The sequence below is a fragment of the Pseudomonas sp. 50_B genome (assembly GCF_017491625.1).
Classification (GTDB): Bacteria; Pseudomonadota; Gammaproteobacteria; order Pseudomonadales; family Pseudomonadaceae; genus Aquipseudomonas; species Aquipseudomonas danubii.
This window is the reverse complement of the sequence record NZ_JAFGYX010000020.1, coordinates 81,404-101,550: the sequence shown is the minus strand read 5'-3', so window position 1 is coordinate 101,550 and position 20,147 is coordinate 81,404. Positions and strand designations below refer to the sequence as shown.

The 20,147-nt window shown below is 63.5% G+C and carries 17 protein-coding genes; 11 read left to right on the top strand and 6 right to left on the bottom strand.

Translation table 11 applies throughout. From position 1 onward, the window contains the following. Positions 1-35: 35 nt before the first annotated feature. Positions 36-911, bottom strand: a complete 876-nt coding sequence (locus J5M73_RS24040; RefSeq protein ID WP_207816283.1) for a pirin family protein — start codon at positions 909-911, stop codon at positions 36-38. 97 nt (positions 912-1,008) lie between these two features. Here J5M73_RS24040 and J5M73_RS24035 point away from each other — a divergent pair, with 97 nt between their 5' ends. Beyond that, on the top strand, positions 1,009-1,917 hold the full coding sequence (locus tag J5M73_RS24035) for a LysR family transcriptional regulator (RefSeq protein ID WP_102861746.1): 909 nt from the start codon (positions 1,009-1,011) through the stop codon (positions 1,915-1,917). Between the two features lie 92 nt (positions 1,918-2,009). Here the strand turns inward: J5M73_RS24035 and J5M73_RS24030 are convergent, their stop codons facing one another. The 4 genes from J5M73_RS24030 to J5M73_RS24015 all read right to left on the bottom strand — a co-directional run bounded on the left by J5M73_RS24030 (position 2,010) and on the right by J5M73_RS24015 (position 5,813). Then, on the bottom strand, positions 2,010-2,465 hold the full coding sequence (locus J5M73_RS24030; RefSeq protein ID WP_102861747.1) for a response regulator: 456 nt from the start codon (positions 2,463-2,465) through the stop codon (positions 2,010-2,012). 335 nt (positions 2,466-2,800) lie between these two features. Continuing rightward, positions 2,801-3,517, bottom strand: a complete 717-nt coding sequence (locus J5M73_RS24025; RefSeq protein WP_102880155.1) for an MgtC/SapB family protein — start codon at positions 3,515-3,517, stop codon at positions 2,801-2,803. Between the two features lie 278 nt (positions 3,518-3,795). Further along, a complete protein-coding gene (locus tag J5M73_RS24020) occupies positions 3,796-5,133 on the bottom strand; it encodes a SidA/IucD/PvdA family monooxygenase (RefSeq protein ID WP_102861749.1) in 1,338 nt (445 codons plus the stop codon). A 197-nt stretch (positions 5,134-5,330) separates the two neighbouring features. Beyond that, positions 5,331-5,813, bottom strand: a complete 483-nt coding sequence (locus tag J5M73_RS24015; protein WP_102861750.1) for a sigma-70 family RNA polymerase sigma factor — start codon at positions 5,811-5,813, stop codon at positions 5,331-5,333. Positions 5,814-6,135: 322 nt separating this feature from the next. Here J5M73_RS24015 and J5M73_RS24010 point away from each other — a divergent pair, with 322 nt between their 5' ends. The 5 genes from J5M73_RS24010 (at position 6,136) to J5M73_RS23990 (ending at position 11,563) form a co-directional block, all read left to right on the top strand. Beyond that, positions 6,136-7,308, top strand: coding sequence for an efflux RND transporter periplasmic adaptor subunit (locus J5M73_RS24010; RefSeq protein WP_102861751.1), 1,173 nt, complete (start codon positions 6,136-6,138; stop codon positions 7,306-7,308). Beyond that, positions 7,309-9,282, top strand: a complete 1,974-nt coding sequence (locus tag J5M73_RS24005; RefSeq protein ID WP_102861752.1) for a MacB family efflux pump subunit — start codon at positions 7,309-7,311, stop codon at positions 9,280-9,282. It begins immediately after the preceding gene. Between the two features lie 7 nt (positions 9,283-9,289). Next, positions 9,290-10,681 (top strand): efflux transporter outer membrane subunit, encoded by a 1,392-nt coding sequence (locus J5M73_RS24000; RefSeq protein WP_102861753.1) that lies wholly within the window; start codon positions 9,290-9,292, stop codon positions 10,679-10,681. A gap of 116 nt (positions 10,682-10,797) precedes the next feature. Beyond that, entirely contained in the window at positions 10,798-11,097 is a 300-nt protein-coding gene (locus J5M73_RS23995; RefSeq protein ID WP_102861754.1) for a DUF3349 domain-containing protein, read from the top strand. A gap of 28 nt (positions 11,098-11,125) precedes the next feature. Beyond that, on the top strand, positions 11,126-11,563 hold the full coding sequence (locus J5M73_RS23990) for an SMI1/KNR4 family protein (protein ID WP_102861755.1): 438 nt from the start codon (positions 11,126-11,128) through the stop codon (positions 11,561-11,563). 52 nt (positions 11,564-11,615) lie between these two features. Here J5M73_RS23990 and J5M73_RS23985 read toward each other — a convergent pair whose 3' ends face one another. After that, positions 11,616-13,244, bottom strand: coding sequence for a PvdJ/PvdD/PvdP-like protein (locus J5M73_RS23985; RefSeq protein ID WP_102861756.1), 1,629 nt, complete (start codon positions 13,242-13,244; stop codon positions 11,616-11,618). Positions 13,245-13,417: 173 nt separating this feature from the next. On the opposite strand from J5M73_RS23985, the gene pvdM reads away from it, so the two are divergent. The 5 genes from pvdM to J5M73_RS23960 all read left to right on the top strand — a co-directional run bounded on the left by pvdM (position 13,418) and on the right by J5M73_RS23960 (position 20,056). After that, positions 13,418-14,767 (top strand): pyoverdine-tailoring dipeptidase-like protein PvdM, encoded by a 1,350-nt coding sequence (pvdM, locus tag J5M73_RS23980; RefSeq protein ID WP_102861757.1) that lies wholly within the window; start codon positions 13,418-13,420, stop codon positions 14,765-14,767. 32 nt (positions 14,768-14,799) lie between these two features. Next, positions 14,800-16,086: an aminotransferase class V-fold PLP-dependent enzyme gene (locus J5M73_RS23975; RefSeq protein WP_102861758.1), complete on the top strand. Its 1,287-nt coding sequence runs from the start codon at positions 14,800-14,802 to the stop codon at positions 16,084-16,086. A 47-nt stretch (positions 16,087-16,133) separates the two neighbouring features. Beyond that, complete coding sequence (locus tag J5M73_RS23970; RefSeq protein WP_060840281.1) at positions 16,134-17,024, top strand: formylglycine-generating enzyme family protein; 891 nt, start codon at positions 16,134-16,136, stop codon at positions 17,022-17,024. Between the two features lie 32 nt (positions 17,025-17,056). Then, positions 17,057-18,076, top strand: coding sequence for a GNAT family N-acetyltransferase (locus J5M73_RS23965; protein ID WP_060840282.1), 1,020 nt, complete (start codon positions 17,057-17,059; stop codon positions 18,074-18,076). A gap of 324 nt (positions 18,077-18,400) precedes the next feature. Next, a complete protein-coding gene (locus J5M73_RS23960; protein WP_060840283.1) occupies positions 18,401-20,056 on the top strand; it encodes a cyclic peptide export ABC transporter in 1,656 nt (551 codons plus the stop codon). The last annotated feature ends 91 nt before the right edge of the window (positions 20,057-20,147 follow it).

Here is a 20,147-nt window from a genome sequence, read left to right as displayed (position 1 = left end):
CTAGTCGGCCATGCGCGCCGCGCCAGCGCTGCCGGTCAGTGACCGGTGGCGTCCATCTGGCCGAAGCGTCCCGATTGAAAGTCGACGAAGGCCTGATGAATTTCCTCTTCGCTGTTCATCACGAACGGGCCGTGACCGACGATGGGTTCGTCGATGGGCTCGCCGCTGAGCAACAGCACAATCGCGTCGCTGCCGGCTTGCAGGCTGATCAGGTCGCCCTCGCGTTCCAACAGTGCCAACTGTCCTTGCGCGACCCGCTCCTGGCCATTGACCTGCAGCGTGCCACGCAGCACCACCAAGGCGGTGTTGCGCCCCGGGTGCAGGGGCAGCTCCAGGTGCTTGCCGGCCAGCAGGCGCATGTCCCAGACGTCAATGGGGGTGAAGGTCCGCGCCGGGCCGCGCTGGCCGGCGAACTCACCGGCAATCAGGCGCAGGCTGCCGGCATGGCCGGGCAGCGGGAGCTGCTGGATGTCCGCCGCAACGAGGGTCTGGTAACCGGGAGCTGCGAGCTTGTCCTTCGCCGGCAGGTTGACCCACAGCTGGACCATTTCCAGATTGCCGCCATGCCGGGCGAAATCGGCGGAGTGGTACTCCTCATGGAGAATCCCCGAAGCGGCGGTCATCCACTGCACGTCGCCCGGACCGATCTTGCCGCCGCTGCCGGTGGAATCACGGTGCTCCACTTCGCCGTCGTAGACGATGGTCACTGTCTCGAAGCCGCGATGGGGATGTTCACCGACCCCACGGCGGGTGTTGGTGGGGCTGAACTGGGCGGGGCCGGCGTGATCCAGCAGCAGGAACGGGCTGATGTGCTGACCCAGGTTGTCGTAGGAAAACAGGGTGCGGACCGGGAAGCCGTCACCGACCCAGTGAGGCCGGGGGCTGGTGTAGATGCCGATGATGTTTTTCATGTCGTCCTCCAGAACTATCTGATGGACACACCTTAAAACTCACACCTTTGCCGCGCTAGACTGCAAAAATCGCCCTTAGCGTTCTATTTGGAGAACGATCTTGGAAGACCTGAATACCCTCTACTACTTCACCCAAGTGGTGGAGCACCGAGGATTCGCCGCCGCCGGGCGCGCCCTGGACATGCCCAAGTCCAAGCTCAGCCGACGGATTGCCCAGCTGGAGGAGCGCCTCGGCGTGCGCCTGATCCAGCGCACCAGCCGCCACTGTTCGCTGACCGAGATCGGCCAGGAGTATTACCAGCGCTGCCTGGCCATGCGGGTGGAAGCCGAGGGCGCGGCGGAAGTCATCGAACGCAATCGCTCCGAACCTCAAGGCCTGGTGCGCGTGGCCTGCCCCACGGCCCTGCTCAACTCCTGGGTCGGGCCGATGCTCACCCGTTTCATGCTCAAGTACCCCCTGGTCGAGCTGTTCATCGAAAGCACCAACCGCCGGGTCGACCTGATTCACGAGGGCTTCGACATTGCCCTGCGGGTGCGCTTCCCGCCCCTGGAAAACACCGATCTGGTGATGAAGGTACTGGGCAACAGCACCCAGAGCCTGGTGGGCCATCCGGACTTTCTCCAGCGCCTGTCGAGCCCGGCTACACCGGCAGATCTCAGTGGCCTGCCGAGCCTGCACTGGGGAGCGGCGCAACGCGATTACCAATGGCAGTTGCTGGGGCCCGACGGCGCCGAAGCCTTGATCCGCCATCGGCCGCGGATGGTCACCGACGACTTGCTGGCCCTGCGCCACGCGGTGCTGGCGGGCGTCGGCATCGCCCACCTGCCCAAGGTGGTGGTCCGCGAGGACCTGGACGCCGGGCGCCTGCTGGAACTGGTGCCCGGCTGGGCGCCGCGCTGCGGGATCGTCCACGCCATCTTCCCGTCACGCCGCGGCCTGCTGCCTTCGGTACGCAGCCTGATCGACTTTCTCGGCGAGGAGTTCAGCCACAGCGACATGGCCTGACCCCGACGCCGGCTCCATCGGCGGCGCCTTGTCCGCAGCGCAACGTAAAACGGCATCCCTGGGGATGCCGTTCTGCATAGAGCGCGATTGAATCAATTGGCACTGGCGCGCCAGCCGCCGTGCTGCAGTTCCGGCAGCCACTGAATGCCGCCCGACCTGGAGGTCCGGAACACGGGCGGATCGATCTGCTGCATCAAACGCCGGATCGCCTCGCTGTCCGGCAACTCGGCGCGGCTGGCCTGGATCCGGTGCCGCAGGCTGCTGGGGATGGGTGGAAAGCGCTGGCTGTCATAGATCAGGGCGTGGCCGAGCTGGGGATTGTCCAGGCAGAAGTCCAGCAGATCGAAACCGCTGTGGGTGGCCAGGCTGCCGTTGATGATCAGCAGATCGAACGGATCACAGGCGTACTCCACCAGCGAAAGCAGTTCCTCCAATGTGTGCACGGGTGCAATGCGGTAGTAATTCAGTTGATTCAAGGTTCGTTCGATCTGCATGCGATGAAAATGTTGATCATCGGCAATCAGTATGCGCAGCGCTCTATTGGACATTTCTGGATCCTGCTTTTGAGACTACGACCGGCGACTGCCGGCCTTCCTCCTAGATCGGTAGAAGGCTAGGGAAGTGTCGGAGGGTTTTCTCTAGGATTAATCTGAAAACCACGCCCAGCATGCTCTTGCCGTAGTTTTTTCGGACAAGTCAGCTACTGCACAAGCCCAACCGCTAGCTCTTTCTAAGTCGCTCACTACCTTAATCGCCGCCCGGTTTTTTTAGCAGAGGGGTACGAGACTGAAAGGTCTTGTTGTTTTGTAAGGCTTTTCCCAGAACCCACTGCCGGTCTCTGAGAACAGCAAAAGACAACACGCCAGCCATCATCAAGCCCCTATCACTCGGTGGTGCTCGGGCTCCAGAACGCCTGCTGCACCAGGGCCGAGGTGGACAGCCGCGCCACCAGCGCATCCAGTTCTTCACCGTCCACCGAGGTGCTGGCCAGAGTCGCCTCGATCTCCACTTCATCGTTGCCAAAAGCATGCACATCGACATCGCTGGCCGGGTAATTGCTGCGCGTCAACTCGGCTTCCAGCAAGGCGAACACGGCCTTCTGGTTCGAACGCTGGGCAATGACGTAGACGATGTTGGTGACCTCGGCGGAGATCACGTCCAGTGGCTGGCGGTTGATGTTGTTGACGATGGGCCGCAACAGGGTATTGGCGGCCAGCACGAACAGGGTGCCCAGCAGGGCTTCGAGAACCAGATCGGCACCGGCACAGGCGCCCACCGCCGCCGAAGCCCAAAGGGTGGCGGCGGTGTTCAGCCCGCGGACGTTGCCCTCCTCGCGCATGATCACCCCGGCGCCGAGAAAGCCGATGCCCGACACCACGTAGGCCACCACCCGCACCGCGCCGTCGGCACCGCCCAGGCGGTTGGCCATGTCGACGAAAATCGCCGCGCCCACCGCCACCAGCACGTTGGTGCGCAAGCCCGCGGTGCGCTGCCGGTACTGGCGTTCAAAGCCGATCAGGCCGCCAAGGATAAAAGCCGCGCTGAGGCTGACCAGGGTATCGATCAGCGAGTCCAGGTTGATGTTGTGCAAGGCCTGCATATCGAAAATCCTCTTGGCGACTAGCGGCAAGCTACAAGCAGCAAGTTACAAGCAGTACGCCGCAAACCCGAAACTTGCCGCTGGCCACCACGACGCGGCAAGAGGAATCGAACAGTTCTCAAGCCAAGGTTCAGGAACGCCTTCGCCGGCAAGCCGGCTCCTGCAAAAAACACCCGGGATAACCCCGAACGGCAGGAGCCGGCTTGCCGGCGAAGAGCTCTGCAAGATTGTCTTGGCGCCCGTCCGCGCAGGCCACGCAAGAGCGGCCGTGGCGCCGGTCAGCTGGCGGTGGCCAGCAGCAGGTCGCGGACCGAGCGGCTATGACCGCGGGTCTTGCCATGTTCGTACAGCGAATCGGCGATCTCCTGGGCACGAATCGGCAGTACCGACAGCAAGGTGTCGCTCAAGCCATGGCTGGCCTGGCTGAAGCCCTGCATGTAGATACCGGCCTTGCAGCGCTCGTCGGTGATCACCCGATAGTTGCGGTCCACTTCGAAGTCGCCCAGGTATTCCTGCAGAGGCGCCAGCAGTTGACGATGCATCTGGCGCTCATAACCGGTGGCCAGCACTACCGCGTCGTAGTGCTCAGTGGTGCAGGCGCCGGTGGCATTGTTGCGCAGCACCAACTCGATGCCTTGATCGGTAGCCACGGCTTTTTCCACCAGGGTCAGGGTGCGGAATGCGTGACGGGCGATCCCCGAGACTTTCTGGCGATAGAAGATCCCGTAGATGCGTTCGATCAGGTCGATGTCCACCACCGAATAGTTGGTGTTGTGGTACTCGTTGACCAGGCGCTCACGTTCGCTACTGGCTTGCTGGAACACCAGGTCGGTGAACTCGGGCGAGAACACTTCGTTGACAAAGGGACTGTCGTCGGCCGGTTTGAGTGCCGAGCCACGGATCATCATGTCCACCTGCACCGACGGGAAGCTGTCATTGAGGTCAATGAAGGCCTCCGCTGCACTCTGGCCGCCACCAATGATGGCGATTTTCATCTTCTTGCCGGCGACACAAGGTTGTTCTGCCATGCGCTCCAGGTACTGAGAATGATGGAAGACCCGAGGGTCGCCCTTGAGCGCCTTGAAAGTCTCGGGAATCCGCGGCGTTCCACCAGCGCTGACCACCACCGAGCGGGTGCTGCGGATGAACTCTTCCCCCTGGGCATTGCGCGAGATGACCCGCAGCGCCTCGACTTGCTGGTTGTGCAACAGCGGCTCAATGGCCAGGACCTCTTCGCCGTAGCGGCTCTGGTCCTTGAATTGAGCGGCGACCCAGCGCAGATAGTCGTTGAACTCCATGCGGCACGGATAAAAGGTCCCGAGGTTGATGAAGTCCACCAGGCGTCCATGGTGCTTGAGGTAGTTGACGAACGAGTAAGGGCTGGTGGGGTTGCGCAGGGTGACCAGGTCCTTGAGGAAGGAAATCTGCAGTTCACTCTGGGTCACCAGGGTATTGCCGTGCCAGCGATAATCGGCCTGTTTGTCGAGAAACAGCACGTCCAGAGGACCCTGAACCTGGCCGCGCTCCTCCAGCGCAATGGCCAGCGCCAGGTTCGAGGGACCAAAACCGATACCAATCAAATCGTGAACGATGGCCGATGCCATTGCCTGTGTCATGTCCAGTGTCCTCTGGAGAAGCCCCTCAACGCGGGGAATTACGCCGGTGACCTGGCCGGCCCCTGAGGGCCAACAGGTCGTCTGTTGAGTAGGAACGAGGACGATGAAAAAAAATTTAACCCACTGCCCCGGCTGTCCGGCAAACAAAAGTCAGCCGCCACTACACCAGGCTCAGTGCCGCCAGCATGCGCCGCTGGTCACTGAGCTTCCCACTGACGCAGGCGCACCCGGCAATGCTTCATGGCATTGACGATGTGTTTTTCCACCAGGCTGCGGGAAATGCCCAGATGCTCGGCAATCTGCACATGGGACAGACCTTCAAGCTTGCGCAGCAGAAAACTCTCGCGGCACAGCCGGGGCAGTTCCGCCAAGGCTCGCTGGAGCATCTCCAGGCGCTGCCCCTGATCCAGGCTCGCCTGCGGTGACGGACTGAAGCAGTGCTCTTGCTGGTCGAGTGCTTCCAGGGGTTCGGATTGACGCAGCTGGTTACGCCGATGGTCATCGATCACCAGATTCAGCGCCGTGCGATAAAGGAAGGCCCGCGGCTGCTCGATGGGAGGAGCGCTGGGGCGCTCCAGCACCCGCACAAAGGCGTCATGGGCAACGTCCTCGGCGGCCTGGCGGTTGCCAAGCCTGGCGCTGAGGAAGCCCATCAGCTCGCGGTAGTAACTTTCCAACATGACTCCCGACCCAGGTGGGTGATTTCTGTCCTTGAACAAGATCCGTGGCAAGGGGACTGATCCAGTCATTCAATGATGGCAGTTTAGGAGCGACGTAATTTATAGTAATTCTCATATAGATTTAAAGTACTGCTGCAGCGATCCGTAGATATTTCGTGTTCAAGCAGCTGTAACCCCATGTGTCGGGAGTTAAATTCCCCCGCGCGCTTCTCGTTTACCTGACAGCTCCCCGTATCTGCCGCCCCGACGGCAGCGCCCGGCCTTGCCTCGTGAAGCAGCAACGGCTGGATGACGGGCCGATTTCCCCTGGCCGGAACCCTGCATGAAACGTCCCCGACATACCCGACGCGCCCTGCTTGCCGCACTCTGCTTGATTCCCGTTGTAGCCATCACTGCCTGGACCTTCATTCCCCCTGGGCGCGATCAGTTCGCGACGGTGCAAGTCAGCCGTGGCGATATCGAAAGCAGCGTCACCGCCCTGGGCACCCTGCAGCCCCGACGCTATGTCGACGTCGGCGCCCAGGCCTCCGGGCAGATCCGCAAGATCCACGTCGAGGCCGGCGACACAGTCAAGGAAGGCCAATTGCTGGTGGAGATCGACCCTGCCACCCAACAGGCCAAGCTCGACGCCAGCCGTTTCGCCATTGAGAACCTGCAGGCCCAGTTGCAGGAGCAGTACGCCCAGAACCAGCTGGCCCGGCAAAAATACCAGCGCCAGCAGAACCTGGCGGCCGGCGGCGCCACTCGCGAAGAGGACGTACAGACCGCCCAGGCCGAACTCAAGGCCACCCAGGCACGCATCGACATGTACAAGGCGCAGATCCGCCAGGCCCAGGCCAGCTTGCGCAGCGACCAGGCGGAACTGGGCTATACGCGCATCTACGCCCCCATGTCCGGCACCGTGGTCGCGGTGGACGCTCGCGAAGGCCAGACCCTCAACGCCCAGCAGCAAACACCGCTGATCCTGCGCATCGCCAAACTCTCGCCCATGACCGTCTGGGCCGAAGTCTCGGAAGCCGATATCGGCCACGTCAAACCCGGCATGCAGGCCTACTTCACCACCCTGAGCGGTGGCAACCGGCGCTGGACCAGCACCGTGCGGCAGATCCTGCCCATTCCGCCCAAGCCGCTGAACGAAACCAGCCAGGGCAGCGGCAGCCCCACCAGCACCAGCAAGAGCGGCAGCGGCCGGGTAGTGCTCTATACCGTACTGCTGGACGTGGACAACGCCGACAACGCGCTGATGGCGGAAATGACCACCCAGGTGTTCTTCGTCGCCAACCAGGCAAAAAATGTCCTCACCGCCCCCATCGCCGCTCTGCAGGGCAGCACTGAGCCGGACCTGCAGACTGCCCGGGTGGTGGCCAAGAACGGTTCGATCGACGAGCGCAAAGTCCGGGTCGGTATCAGTGACCGCCTGCGCATCCAGATCCTCGACGGCTTGAACGAAGGTGATCACCTGCTGATCGGCCCGGCCAACAGCAGCGGGGGTTGAATGCAGACTCCGCTGATCGACCTCAGAGACATCCGCAAATCCTACGGCGGCGGCGACAGCCCGCAAGTCGATGTCCTGCGCGGCATCGACCTATCGATCCACGCCGGGGAATTCGTCGCCATCGTTGGCGCCTCCGGCTCCGGCAAGTCGACCCTGATGAACATCCTCGGCTGCCTGGACCGTCCGACGTCCGGCGAGTACCTGTTCGCCGGGGAGAACGTCGCCCAGCTCGACAGCGACGAACTGGCCTGGCTGCGCCGCGAAGCCTTTGGCTTCGTATTCCAGGGCTACCACCTGATCCCCTCGGCCTCGGCCCAGGAAAACGTCGAGATGCCGGCCATCTACGCCGGCACCCCGACCGCCGAACGCCACGCCCGCGCCGCCGCCCTGCTGGAGCGCCTGGGCCTGGCCAGTCGCAGCGGCAACCGCCCGCATCAACTGTCCGGCGGTCAGCAGCAACGGGTGTCCATCGCCCGCGCCCTGATGAACGGCGGCCACATCATCCTCGCCGACGAACCCACCGGCGCCCTGGACAGCCACAGCGGCGCCGAAGTCATGGCCCTGCTGGACGAACTGGCCAGCCAGGGCCACGTGGTGATCCTCATCACCCACGACCGTGAAGTGGCGGCCCGGGCCAAGCGCATCATCGAAATCCGCGACGGCGAAATCATCAGCGACACCGCCCACCACGACCCATCGGTACAGACCAGCGCCAACGCCGGCGCCCTGCAGGCGGTGGACCTGCGCCAGCGCCTGGCCGACGGCAGCGAAGCCACCGGCGCCTGGAAGGGCGAACTGCTGGAAGCGGTGCAGGCCGCCTGGCGGGTGATGTGGATCAACCGCTTCCGCACGGCCCTGACCCTGCTGGGGATCGTCATTGGCGTCGCTTCGGTGGTGGTGATGCTGGCCGTGGGCGAAGGCAGCAAGCGCCAGGTGATGGCGCAGATGGGGGCCTTCGGTTCGAACATCCTTTACCTCAGCGGACACTCGCCCAACCCGCGCGCGCCGCAAGGCATCATCAGCCTCGACGACGTCGCGGCCGTGGCCACCCTGCCCCAGGTCAAGCGCATCATGCCGGTCAACGGCTCGGAAGCCGTGGTGCGTTTCGGCAATGCCGATCACATGAGCTACGTAGGGGGCAACGACACCAACTTCCCGCACATCTTCAACTGGCCGGTGGTCGAAGGCAGCTACTTCACCGAGGCCGACGAACGAGCCGGCGCCGCGGTCGCGGTGATCGGCAAGAAGGTCCGGGAAAAACTGCTCAAGGACGTCGCCAACCCCATCGGCCAGTACATCCTGATCGAAAACGCCCCCTTCCAGGTGGTCGGCGTACTGATGGGCAAAGGCGCCAGTTCCGGCGACCAGGACAGCGACGATCGCATCGCCGTGCCCTACTCCGCCGCCAGCACCCGCCTGTTTGGCAGTCGCAATCCGGAGTACGTGGCCATCGCCGCGGCGGACGCCAGCAAGGTCGAGGAAGCCGAGCAAGCCATCGACCAACTGATGCTGCGCCTGCACAACGGCCAGCGCGACTATGAGCTGACCAACAACGCGGCGATGATCCAGGCCGAGGCCCGCACCCAGAACACCCTGTCCTTGATGCTCGGCGCCATTGCCGCGATCTCGCTGCTGGTGGGCGGTATCGGGGTGATGAACATCATGCTCATGACCGTGCGCGAACGCACCCGAGAGATTGGCATCCGCATGGCCACCGGCGCTCGCCAGCGCGACATCCTGCGCCAGTTCCTCACCGAAGCGGTGATGCTCTCGGTGGTCGGCGGCCTGACCGGCATCGCCCTGGCCCTGCTGATCGGTGGCGTACTGATCCTCAGTGAAGTGGCGATCGCCTTCTCCCTGGTCGCCGTCCTCGGCGCCTTCGGCTGCGCCCTGGTCACCGGCGTCATCTTCGGCTTCATGCCGGCCCGCAAAGCTGCCCGGCTCGACCCGGTCACGGCCCTTACCAGTGAATGATCGAACGATGAAAACACCCCTGAGCCTTCTGGCCGCCTGCATACTGCTGGCCGCCTGCAGCAGCCCCGCACCGCGCCCGGACAGCGGCCTGCAAGCCCCCGCCACCTGGCAAACAGCCAACACCCCCGCCGCCCAGGCCGACAACCGGCAATGGTGGAGCCAGTTCGCCAGCCCGGACCTGGACCGCCTGATCGCCCAGGCCCGCGATGGCAGCTTCGATCTGGCCGCAGCGGTGGCCCGGGTGCGCCAGGCCCAGGCCAGCGCCGTGATCGCCGGCGCGCCACTGCTACCCGAGCTCAAGGGCGGGCTCAACGCCAACCGGCAGAAACTGCTGCGCGGCAAGGGCTACAGCAAGTTGGACGCCACCAGCGACAACCAGGCCGTGGACTATTTCGATGCCAGCCTCAGCGCCAGCTACGAGATCGACTTCTGGGGCGGCCGCCACGCCTCCCGCGACAGCGCCCTGCTGGGGGTCAAGGCCAGCGAGTTCGACCGGGCCACCGTGGAACTGACCCTGCTCAGCGGCGTCGCCAACAGCTACACCCAGGCCCTGGCGCTGAGCGAACAAAGCCGGATCGCCCAGCTGAACCTGGACAACGCCCTGAACGTGCTCAAGCTGGTGCAGACCCGCTACGACTCGGGCTCGGCCACGGCCCTGGAACTGGCCCAGCAACGCAGCCTGGTCGCCGCCCAGCAACGCCAGTTGCCCCTGGCGCAGCAACAGGCCGAAGAAGCCCGGATCACCCTCGCCGCCCTGCTCGGGCAACCGGTGCAGGCGCTCAACCTGGGCCACCAGGACTTCACCCAACTGCAATGGCCGAGCATCAATGCCGGCGTCCCCAGCGACCTACTGAGCCGGCGTCCGGACATTGCCAGCGCCGAGGCCAAACTGGCCGCGGCCCAGGCCGACGTCAAAGTGGCGCGGGCGGCCATGTTGCCCAGCGTGACCCTGAGCGCCAGCCTCGGCTCCGGTGCCAGCCACGCCCCGGACCTGCTGCGCAGTCCCTTCTACAACCTCGGCGCCGGGCTCGTGGCACCGATCTTCAACGCCGGGCGCCTGAGCGCCGAACGGGACAAGGCCACGGCCCGCCAAGAAGAACTGCTGGAAAGCTATCGCGGGGCGATCATCAATGGTTTTGCCGATGTGGAGAAGGCCCTCAACAGCATTCGCGGCCTGGACCAGCAACGCCAGTGGCAGAGCGAGGAATTGAACCAGGCGCAACGGGCCTTCGAGATCGCCCAGAGCCGCTACCAGGCCGGCGCCGAAGACCTGCTGACCGTTCTGGAAACCCAGCGCACCCTGTACGCCGCCCAGGATCAGAACGTGCAACTGCGGCTGTCACGGCTGCAGTCCAGCATTGCCCTGTACAAGGCCCTGGGTGGCGGCTGGAATCAATGAATCAGCAAAAGCTCGCATGGCCAGCGGTATCACCACTGGCCATCGTCGCAACGACGGCCGGGGCCCTGATGACCTAGAATCTGCGACCACCAACAGACGCGAGCAACACCCCCACCATGCCCATCGGAACCGAGCTGGACGCCTCCCTGGCAGACGTACTGTCGATGCTGAAAAGAGCATTCCCGAACGGAGTCAGCCCAACCGATTACCGCCCTCTTCTGGCAGCGCTATATGAACATCTGTCAGATCGAAACCTGGCGAATGTCATCTCACAGCTCACCCACAAGGACCCGGATCTGGTCCTCAACGAGATCTACGAGGCCGTGACCAGCAAGAAACCGAAAGCCCAGGAGATAGCATCGCTAACTCAGCGCCTGAACCATCACGGAGCGTCTGAAACACTGGCCGACAGCTGATGCATCGCCCCTCAAGAAGACCAGGACAATGAACTTCAGTGAATTTGAACAACTGCTGAATGCCAAGAAGAACCTCCATCCGATCTGGTTTGAGCTCCCTTCGGACAGCGCCGCCACCGAGGAGGACATCACCGAGGCTCAAAATGACCTGGCGCTGCGACTTCCTGTCGAGTACCGCCAGCTCCTGCTGAAGCATGGGGGCGGCTACTTTGCCTTGGGAATCGTCTACTCACTGGACAGAGACAGCGATTTCAACCTGGCCAGAATCAATCGACAACACCCACTGATTGGCAAGTGTCATCTGTTGTTTTCAGAGAACGGCTGCGGCGACTTCTACGGATTCCGGATTGAAAATACCCAATGCCTGGCAGAGGTGTGCTTTTTTGATCATGAAACCCAAGCATGGCAGCAGACCGGATACCCAGAACTGTTCAGCTTCCTGGCCGAAGTGGCCCTTTCGATCTGAACACCCCTAGCAACGACCTCCAGACTCGAAGTTCACGCTCAGTCCGGCGCCGCTACAGCAGTCGCTGCCTGACCTTCAAATGCCGCGCATACCAGGGCCGGCGAGGCACCTTGCGCAGCAGATCGGCCAACTGCTTTTCATCCTCGATAAAGGTGATGCGCAGGGCCAGCTTCATGGTTTCCGGGTCCATCTCCACGGTCTTGCCGGTCTGTAATCCAGGGATGGTGCTGCAACCGTGGGTCACCGGCCCCAGCCAGGGATCGCCGGCCTCGACCCAGCGCCCCGGGGCGAACCAGGGCACGCCATTGACTTCCAGACGCTTGAGCTCGCCGGGATGGAAACGTTCGTGGGCACGGAACCAGTCCTCCAGGCGGTCGTCGATCCAGCCATGAAAACGCCAGAACACCGGGCTGACATGGGAGGAGAACGGATCGCCGAGAAAGTCGTTTTCCGGCTGGTACCAGCGCGGGGAAAAGTCCGCCGGATCGCGAGCCATGGGCACCGGTGCACCGCTGGAAGGATCACGCGGCACCGAGGCCCAGCGCATGTGCAGCCAGTCGTGCAGGCCCAGTTCGATTTCCGAGCCGAACTGACCCAAGGTCAGGTTCGCCAGGTAGCGCGGGTTGCGGTACTGCGACTCCCAGACCTGGAAGTTGCTGTGGTAGGTCTCGCCGGCCTTGATGTCGCTGACCCACTGGCTGTAGTCGTCATCGTCATCGGCCAGCCACGCCGGCGGCAGGGAACCGCCGTCATGGTTGTCGAAATAGCGGGCGAAACCCAGGCGATCACGCAGCAGTTCCGGCTGCGGCAGGGGGAAATGCTGCCAGGACGGCAAGTCCTGCATGGAACGCGCCGTGCCCAGCATGTGCCGATGCATGAAGAAGAAATCGATACCCGAGCCGTTGCGATCCTTCTTCGGACCGCGCGCATCGCGCTCCTGCCCCCGAGGACCGGGCTGCCAGCCGATGCCGCGCAGGGCGTCACGCTTCTCTTCGGAAAGCCGGTGCCACTTGTCCCGGGTCGCGTGCCACAGCTGGTGGAACAACCGATGCTCGGGCGACACCAGCCAGGCCAGCAGCGTCGGGTTCAGGCCGATACGCTGGCGAGCCTCGGGAAACATCTGCTTGGTGGCGACAAAGCGGTTGTCCAAGGCGGGCAGCGCCAGGGGCCGGTCCAGGCGCTCGACACGGCCGCTCAGGGTGCCGCTGCCGGCGTTGGCGAAATCGGCCCAGACTTCATCCAGGCTCATCTTGAACTCATAAGTGGCGGCACCGTCCACCGCCGTGGCAGGAATCAATCGCCAGTACATCTCACCCGGCTGTGGGCTCACCAGGTCGGCAACGATCCGGTAGCGCGGCTCGGCGGCGCCGCGCAGGCCCTCGGCGGTATCCAGGTAACCGCGCAGGCCACGCCCGCGCTGGGCGATGTCGAGAAACACTTCCAAGTCCTGGCGCCCCAGGCCATCGAGCCCGGCATCGGCGCCTTCAAAGCGAATGCTCCAGATGCCCCGCAACTGGTCCGCCAAGCGTTGCCCGGCGGTATCCGCCAGCTCCACCGTGGCCTCGCCCGGGGTGATCGGGAATTCCTCACGCGTCAACTCGCGATGCACATAAAACGCCGCCGGCACGGCAGCGCCAGTCAGCGCCAAGCCCGCCATGAACCCTCGTCGAGAAATCGTCATTGCCCTACCTGTGTCAGCCCTGATGCAGGCTTTATCCAAGCTAGAACGTTTATTGCCCACGGAAATTTACCGCCCGCGCAGGGGACTTAAATTTCTTCGTCACTGGCTCGTTCTTCCCAGATAGCAAAGGCCCCCGTGCCTGCACCTTGACGGCGAAACCGACTGAGATGGCAATGACAAAACCACGTTCGAAGAAGGCTCTTTACATCGGCCTGCCGCTGGCCCTGGCGATTGGCGCCGGTGCCGGCTTCCTGGCCTGGGACTACTGGTTCAGGGACAACCCGGGCTACCCGGTCAAGGTGATGAAGCAGGCCGAAGAATTGCAGGAGCGCATCCTCTCCTTCGACAGCCACATTACCGTGCCCCTGGATTTCGGCAGTGCCGGCAACGAGGCCGACAAGGACGGCAGCGGCCAGTTCGACCTGACCAAGGCCGGACGCGGGCGCCTGTCCGGCGCAGCCCTGACGATTTTCGGCTGGCCGGAAATCTGGAACGGCGCAAATGCCCCTCATCGTCCCACGGCGGGCTTTGTCGACGCCGCGCGCAACGAGCAGGAAGCGCGCTACAAGATCCTCACCGGCATGGTCCGCGACTTCCCCAACCAGGTGGGCATTGCCTATACCCCAGACGACTTCCGCCGCCTCAACGGCGAAGGCAAGTTCGCGGTGTTCCTCAGCATGCTCAACGCCTACCCCCTGGGCACCGATCTCGACCAGCTCGATCACTGGGCGGCCCGGGGCATGCGCATGTTCGGTTTCAGCTACGTGGGCAACAACGCCTGGTCCGACTCCTCGCGTCCACTGCCGTTCTTCAACGACACCCCGGACGCCCTCGGCGGCCTGTCCGACCTGGGCCGGCAGGCCGTGCACCGACTCAACGACCTGGGGGTGATCATCGACGTCTCGCAGATGTCGACCAAGGCCCTGGAGCAGGTCAGCCAACTCAGCCGCGCGCCCTTCGTCGCTTCGCACTCGGCGCCCCGGGCCCTGGTGGATATCCCGCGCAACCTCAGCGACAGGGAAATGCAGCTGATCAAGGACAGCGGCGGCGTGGTGCAGATCGTCGGTTTCCCCACCTACATCCGTCCCCTGAGCCAAGCGACCCGGGACAAGCTCAACGCCCTGCGCGCGCGTTTCGACCTGCAACCCTTGACCGGGCTGGAAATGGCCCTGATGCCCGGCGACGCCATCATCACCGTGTGGCCCGAACAGCGTTTCGGCGAATACGCCGGCGAGCTGTACAGCATTGTCGAAGCAGAACCCAAGGCCACCCTCAAGGACTTCGGCGACGCCATCGACTACGCCGTGAAGAAGATCGGCATCGACCACGTCGGCATCAGTTCGGACTTCAACGACGGGGGCGGCCTGGACGGCTGGAAGGATGTCAGCGAGGGCCGCAACGTCACCGCCGAACTGCTGCAGCGCGGCTACAGCGAAGCGGATATCGCCAAGCTCTGGGGCGGCAACTTCCTGCGGGTCTGGGAGCAGGTGCAGAAATCCGCCAAGCCCCTGGCCCATCGCTGATCCCCCCTTTTGCCAACCAGTGAAATGAGCTCATGACCGATCGCCGTACATTTCTCAAACAGGCCGGCATCCTCGCCGCCGGCCTGCCTCTGGGCGCCGGCGCCCTGGCCGCGTCCGGCACCAGCACTAGCGCCCCGTCCCCTGCGCCCAAGGACCCATGGGCGCAACTGCGCCTGCTGTTCGACCAGGACCCGGACTCCATTCACTTTTCCAACTTCCTGGTGACCTCGCACCCAAGGCCCGTGCGTGAAGCCATCGAACGGCATCGCGCCAATATCGACCGCAACCCGGGGCTGGCCATGGACTGGGACCTGCAGGAACCCTGGAAACGCGAGGCCGAGGTGCGTCGATGGGCGGGCCGCTACCTGCAAGCCAAGCCCGGCCAGATCGCCCTCACCGGCAGCACCAGCGAAGGCCTGGCGATGATTTACGGCGGCCTTCACGTGCGGCCCGATCAAGAGATCCTGACCACGGTCCACGAACACTACGCCACCGAATACAGCCTGAATTTCCGCGTGGCCAAACAAGGCACCCAGGTGCGCAAGATCAGCCTGTTCAAGGACCCGCACCGGGTGTCCAAGGATGAAATCCTGGGCTCGATCAAGCGCAGCATCCGCCCCAATACCCGAGTCCTGGGCATGACCTGGGTGCAGTCGGGCAGTGGCGTGAAGCTGCCGATCGGCGAGATCGGCCAGTTGGTGGATGAGTTCAACCGCAACCGCGACGACAAAGACCGAATCATCTATGTGGTGGATGGGGTCCACGGGTTTGGCGTGGATAACCTGGATTTCCCCGACATGCACTGCGACTACTTCATTTCCGGCACTCACAAGTGGATGTTCGGCCCTCGCGGCACCGGGATCATCTGCGCCCGTTCCGAAGAGCTCAAGGACGTTACCCCCAGCGTGCCGACCTTTTCCGAGGACAACAATTTCGCTACCAGCATGACCCCCGGCGGCTACCACGCCTTTGAACACCGCTGGGCCCTGGATGAAGCCTTCAAGCTGCACTTGCAACTGGGCAAGGCCCAGGTCCAGGCGCGCATCCACGCCCTCAACAGCTACCTCAAGCAACGTCTGCAGGAGCTGCCCCAAGTGGAACTGGTCACCCCCCTGAGCCCCGAGCTGTCGGCGGGCTTCACCTTCTTCCGGATCAAGAATCAGGACTGCGACCAGTTCGCCGCCTACCTGATGGCCAATCGGGTGGTGGTCGATGCCGTGGACCGGGACGTCGGTCCGGTGATCCGTACCGCGCCTGGCCTGCTCAACGACGAACAACAGATCGATCGCTTCATGGACCTGCTGCGCAAAAAGGTCTGAAACCGCTCCTCCTTGCGCCCTGCGTCACTTTTAAAAAGAGAGTCATGATGAAACAGCATTCACTGAGCACCGCCCTCCGCCCGCCCCTGGCCAGCCTCTCCCTGGCCCTGCTGCTGAGCCTGTTGCTGCCGACCGCCGCCCAGGCCGCCGCCTCGCCCCAGCCGGGCAAGGTGTTCAAGGACTGCAAGGACTGTCCGGAAATGGTGGTGCTGCCCGCCGGCACCTTCACCATGGGTACCCCCGCTGACGAGGTCGGCCGCCAGGAGGACGAAGGTCCGATGCATGAAGTGACCTTCGCCAAGCCATTCGCCATCGGACGCTTCCAGGTCCTGGCCGGCGAATGGGCCACCTACCTGAAGGAAACCGGCTACCAGATGCCCGACGGCGACACGCGCCCCGGTCGCGAATGCAAGGCCGGTAAACCCCGCTACCCAGTCGGCCCGCGCCAACCGGCGGTGTGCATGGACTTCAACGAAGCCCAGGCCTACACCGCCTGGCTGTCCAAGCGCACCGGCCAGCACTACTACATCGTCAGCGAAGCCATGCGCGAATACGCGGCCCGCGCCGGCAGCACCGGCCCCTTCCCCTTCCCTTTCGACGAGGGCAAGGAATACAGCATTGCCAAGCACGCCAACACCTACGGCCCGGAAGACGGCTTCAGCTTCACTTCGCCCGCCGGCTCCTTCCCCCCTAACGCCTTTGGCGTCTACGACATGCACGGCAATGTCTACGAGTTCACCCCCGACTGCTGGCATGACAGCTATGTCGGCGCCCCCACCGACGGCAGCGCCTGGACCGAGCCCAACTGCAGCGTCCTGCAGATGCGCGGCAACGACTGGACCGAAGCGCCGATTTTTTCCCGCTCAGGCAACCGCAACAACATCTACCCCACCGATCGTGGTGACTGGCTGGGGTTCCGGGTTGCCCGCGACCTTTGACCCTTCCCCTCATCGACTGACGGAGACACACCATGAAAGCAGCTTTGTTCACCCTGTCGCTGAGCGACGGTTCCACCGCCAGCGTGCATGACGCCGAAGAGAACCAGGGCAGCCTGCACACCGAGGGCTTCGCGGCACTGACCTTTCGCAGCGATGGCGAACTGATCGAGATCGCCGGCGAGATTGCCCCCAACTACCCGGCCAGCGCGCTGCTGGCCTTGTTGGGCGGGCATTTCTGCTACAAGAAAAAGTCCGCCCAGGTGCGGGTTCGCCTGCGTGCCAGCCGCGACTTTGCCGTGTCAGCCATCCGCCAGGGGGTCTTTGACACCTTGCTCGCCGTCGATGCCCACCAGGTGGAGCTACAGTGCCGACGCAGTACCTTCTGGCAGCACCCGCTGCCCTGGCTCAGCGCTCCGGCCAGCGCCCACACCGCGCCCTTCTACCAGTTCAGCGGCGAGAAACGTCACCCGCAACGCCCGCCACTGCCCCAGGGCGAGGTGTACCGCCGTCGTCTGCCGGGGCTCAACACCGAGTTCAGCCTGCGCACCATCGATCCGGACCGTGACCTGCAAGCCTTCAATCGCTGGATGAACCTGGAGCAGGTGGCGTTCTTCTGGGAGCAGGCCGGCAGCCTCGACGAGCACGCCGCCTATCTGCAAGACATGCTCGCCGACCCGCGGGTCCATCCGCTGATCGGCTGCTACGACGACGAGCCCTTCGCCTACTTCGAAGTCTACTGGTGCAAGGAAGACCGCATCGCCCCCTACTACGACGTGCAGGACCACGACCGCGGCTGGCACGTGGTGGTGGGCGAGAACAAGCACCAGGGCATCGGCAAGCTCAAGGGCTGGTTCAATTCGCTGATGCACTACATGTTCCTGGATGATCCACGTACCCAGCGCATCCTTGGCGAACCGCGCATCGACCATGACCGGCAGATCGACTTCCTCAAGTCCCAGGGCTTCGGTCACTTGAAGGACATCCAACTGGCCCACAAGAAAGCCGCTCTGCTGCGCCTGGAACGCGAGTTCTTCTTCGATCGGCCACTTTGAGCTGATCCAGCGGTCGCTGCAGCCTCCCGGCAGCGACCGGCGCACGGCGCGACGCCGGGCCTGCGCTAAATCCCCCCAGTGCCACTTCGTCTTCTCTGCAACGGTCTTGAGTCAAGCCCCGTCCCGAACGCGACAGCCTCCTCAAGCCCGGCATTGCAGCGCACTGCACGCAGCGTCGCGCTGTGCACCCCGGACCCTTGCCCGTATGTCGATCCATTTCAGAGGAAGCGCACCAGATGAACCCGACGGCTGCACCCCGGCCCCCATGCCCCAACGCAAACCGCCTCTCACCCGCCCTTATCCGTGCTTGAACCAGGAGTCATCATGAACAGCCCTCCGCGTAGCCGCAGCGCCATCCGTGACCTGCTGGGCCTGCTCAAACCTTTCTGGCCCACCGTGGCCGTCTCGATCGTGCTGGGCATCATCGGCGGCCTGAGCATCACCGTCCTGCTAGCGACCATCAACCAGGCCCTGAACGGCGCCGACGGCCTCAGTCGCGGCGTGGTCCTGACCTTCGCCGGGCTGTGCCTGCTGGCGCTGCTGTGTTCGATTCTGTCGGACATCGGCAGCAACTACGTCGGCCAGCACATCATCAGCAAGCTGCGCAAAGACCTGGGGGAAAAAGTCCTCAGCGCGCCCATCGAGCAGATCGAACGCTATCGCAGCCATCGCCTGATCCCGGTACTGACCCACGACATCGACACCATCAGCGACTTCGCCTTCGCCTTTGCGCCACTGGCCATTTCCCTGACCGTGACCCTGGGCTGCCTGGGTTACCTGGCCCTGCTCTCATGGCCGATGTTCCTGCTGATGCTGGTGGCCATCGTGATTGGTTGCAGCGTGCAGTTTGTTGCGCAAACCAAGGGCATCAAGGGCTTCATGGACGCCCGGGATGAAGAGGACAACCTGCAAAAGCACTACAACGCCATTGCCGACGGCGCCAAGGAACTGCGCATCCACCGGCCGCGCCGCAACCGCATGTTCAACCAGCGGATCAAGCACAGCGCCGAGCACATCTGCAACAAACAGATCGAGTCGGTGAACATTTTCATCGTCGCCAAGACCTTCGGCTCCATGCTGTTTTTCGTGGTCATCGGCCTGGCCCTGGCCCTGCAGTCCTTCTGGCCCAACAACGACCGCGCAGTGATGAGCGGCTTCGTCCTGGTGCTGCTGTACATGAAGGGCCCCCTGGAATTGCTGATCGGCAACCTGCCGATTGTCAGCCGCGCCCAGGTGGCCTTCCGCCGCATCGCCGAACTGTCCGAGCGCTTCTCCTCCCCCGAACCGCACCTGCTGCTCAGTGAAACCGCAAGCCAACCCCAGACCGTGCACAGCCTGGAACTGCACGATGTGCGCTACGCCTTCCCGGCCGTCGAAGGCAGCGCGCCCTTTGCCCTGGGCCCGGTGAACCTGCGGATCAAGCAGGGCGACATCGTCTTCATCGTTGGCGAGAACGGCTGCGGCAAGACCACCCTGATCAAGCTGCTACTGGGCCTGTACCGACCCCAGGAAGGCGAGATCCGCCTCAACGGCCGCCCTGTCACCGCCGAGACCCGCGACGACTATCGACAACTGTTCACCACCATCTTTGCCGACTACTACCTGTTCGATGACCTGGTCCAGGGTGGCGAACAACTGCCCGAAGAGGCCGAACAGTATCTGCGCCGCCTGGAGATCGGGCACAAGGTGAGCATCCGCGACGGGGCCTTCACCACCACCGATCTGTCCACCGGGCAACGCAAGCGACTGGCGCTGGTCAACGCCTGGATCGAGGAACGCCCGGTGCTGGTGTTCGACGAATGGGCCGCCGACCAGGACCCGACCTTCCGGCGGATTTTCTACACCGAGCTGCTGCCGGACCTCAAACGCCTGGGCAAGACCATCATCGTCATCTCCCACGACGATCGCTATTTCGACATTGCCGACCAGTTGGTGCGCATGGAAGCGGGCAAGGTCAGTTGCGAACTCGAACCGGCCTGATTTTTTTCGTATCGGCTTTCCGGTTTTCGGGAAGTCGAACGTCTCATAACAAGTTTGAGAAACATTCACATTTAAAACGAATTCCCATTGC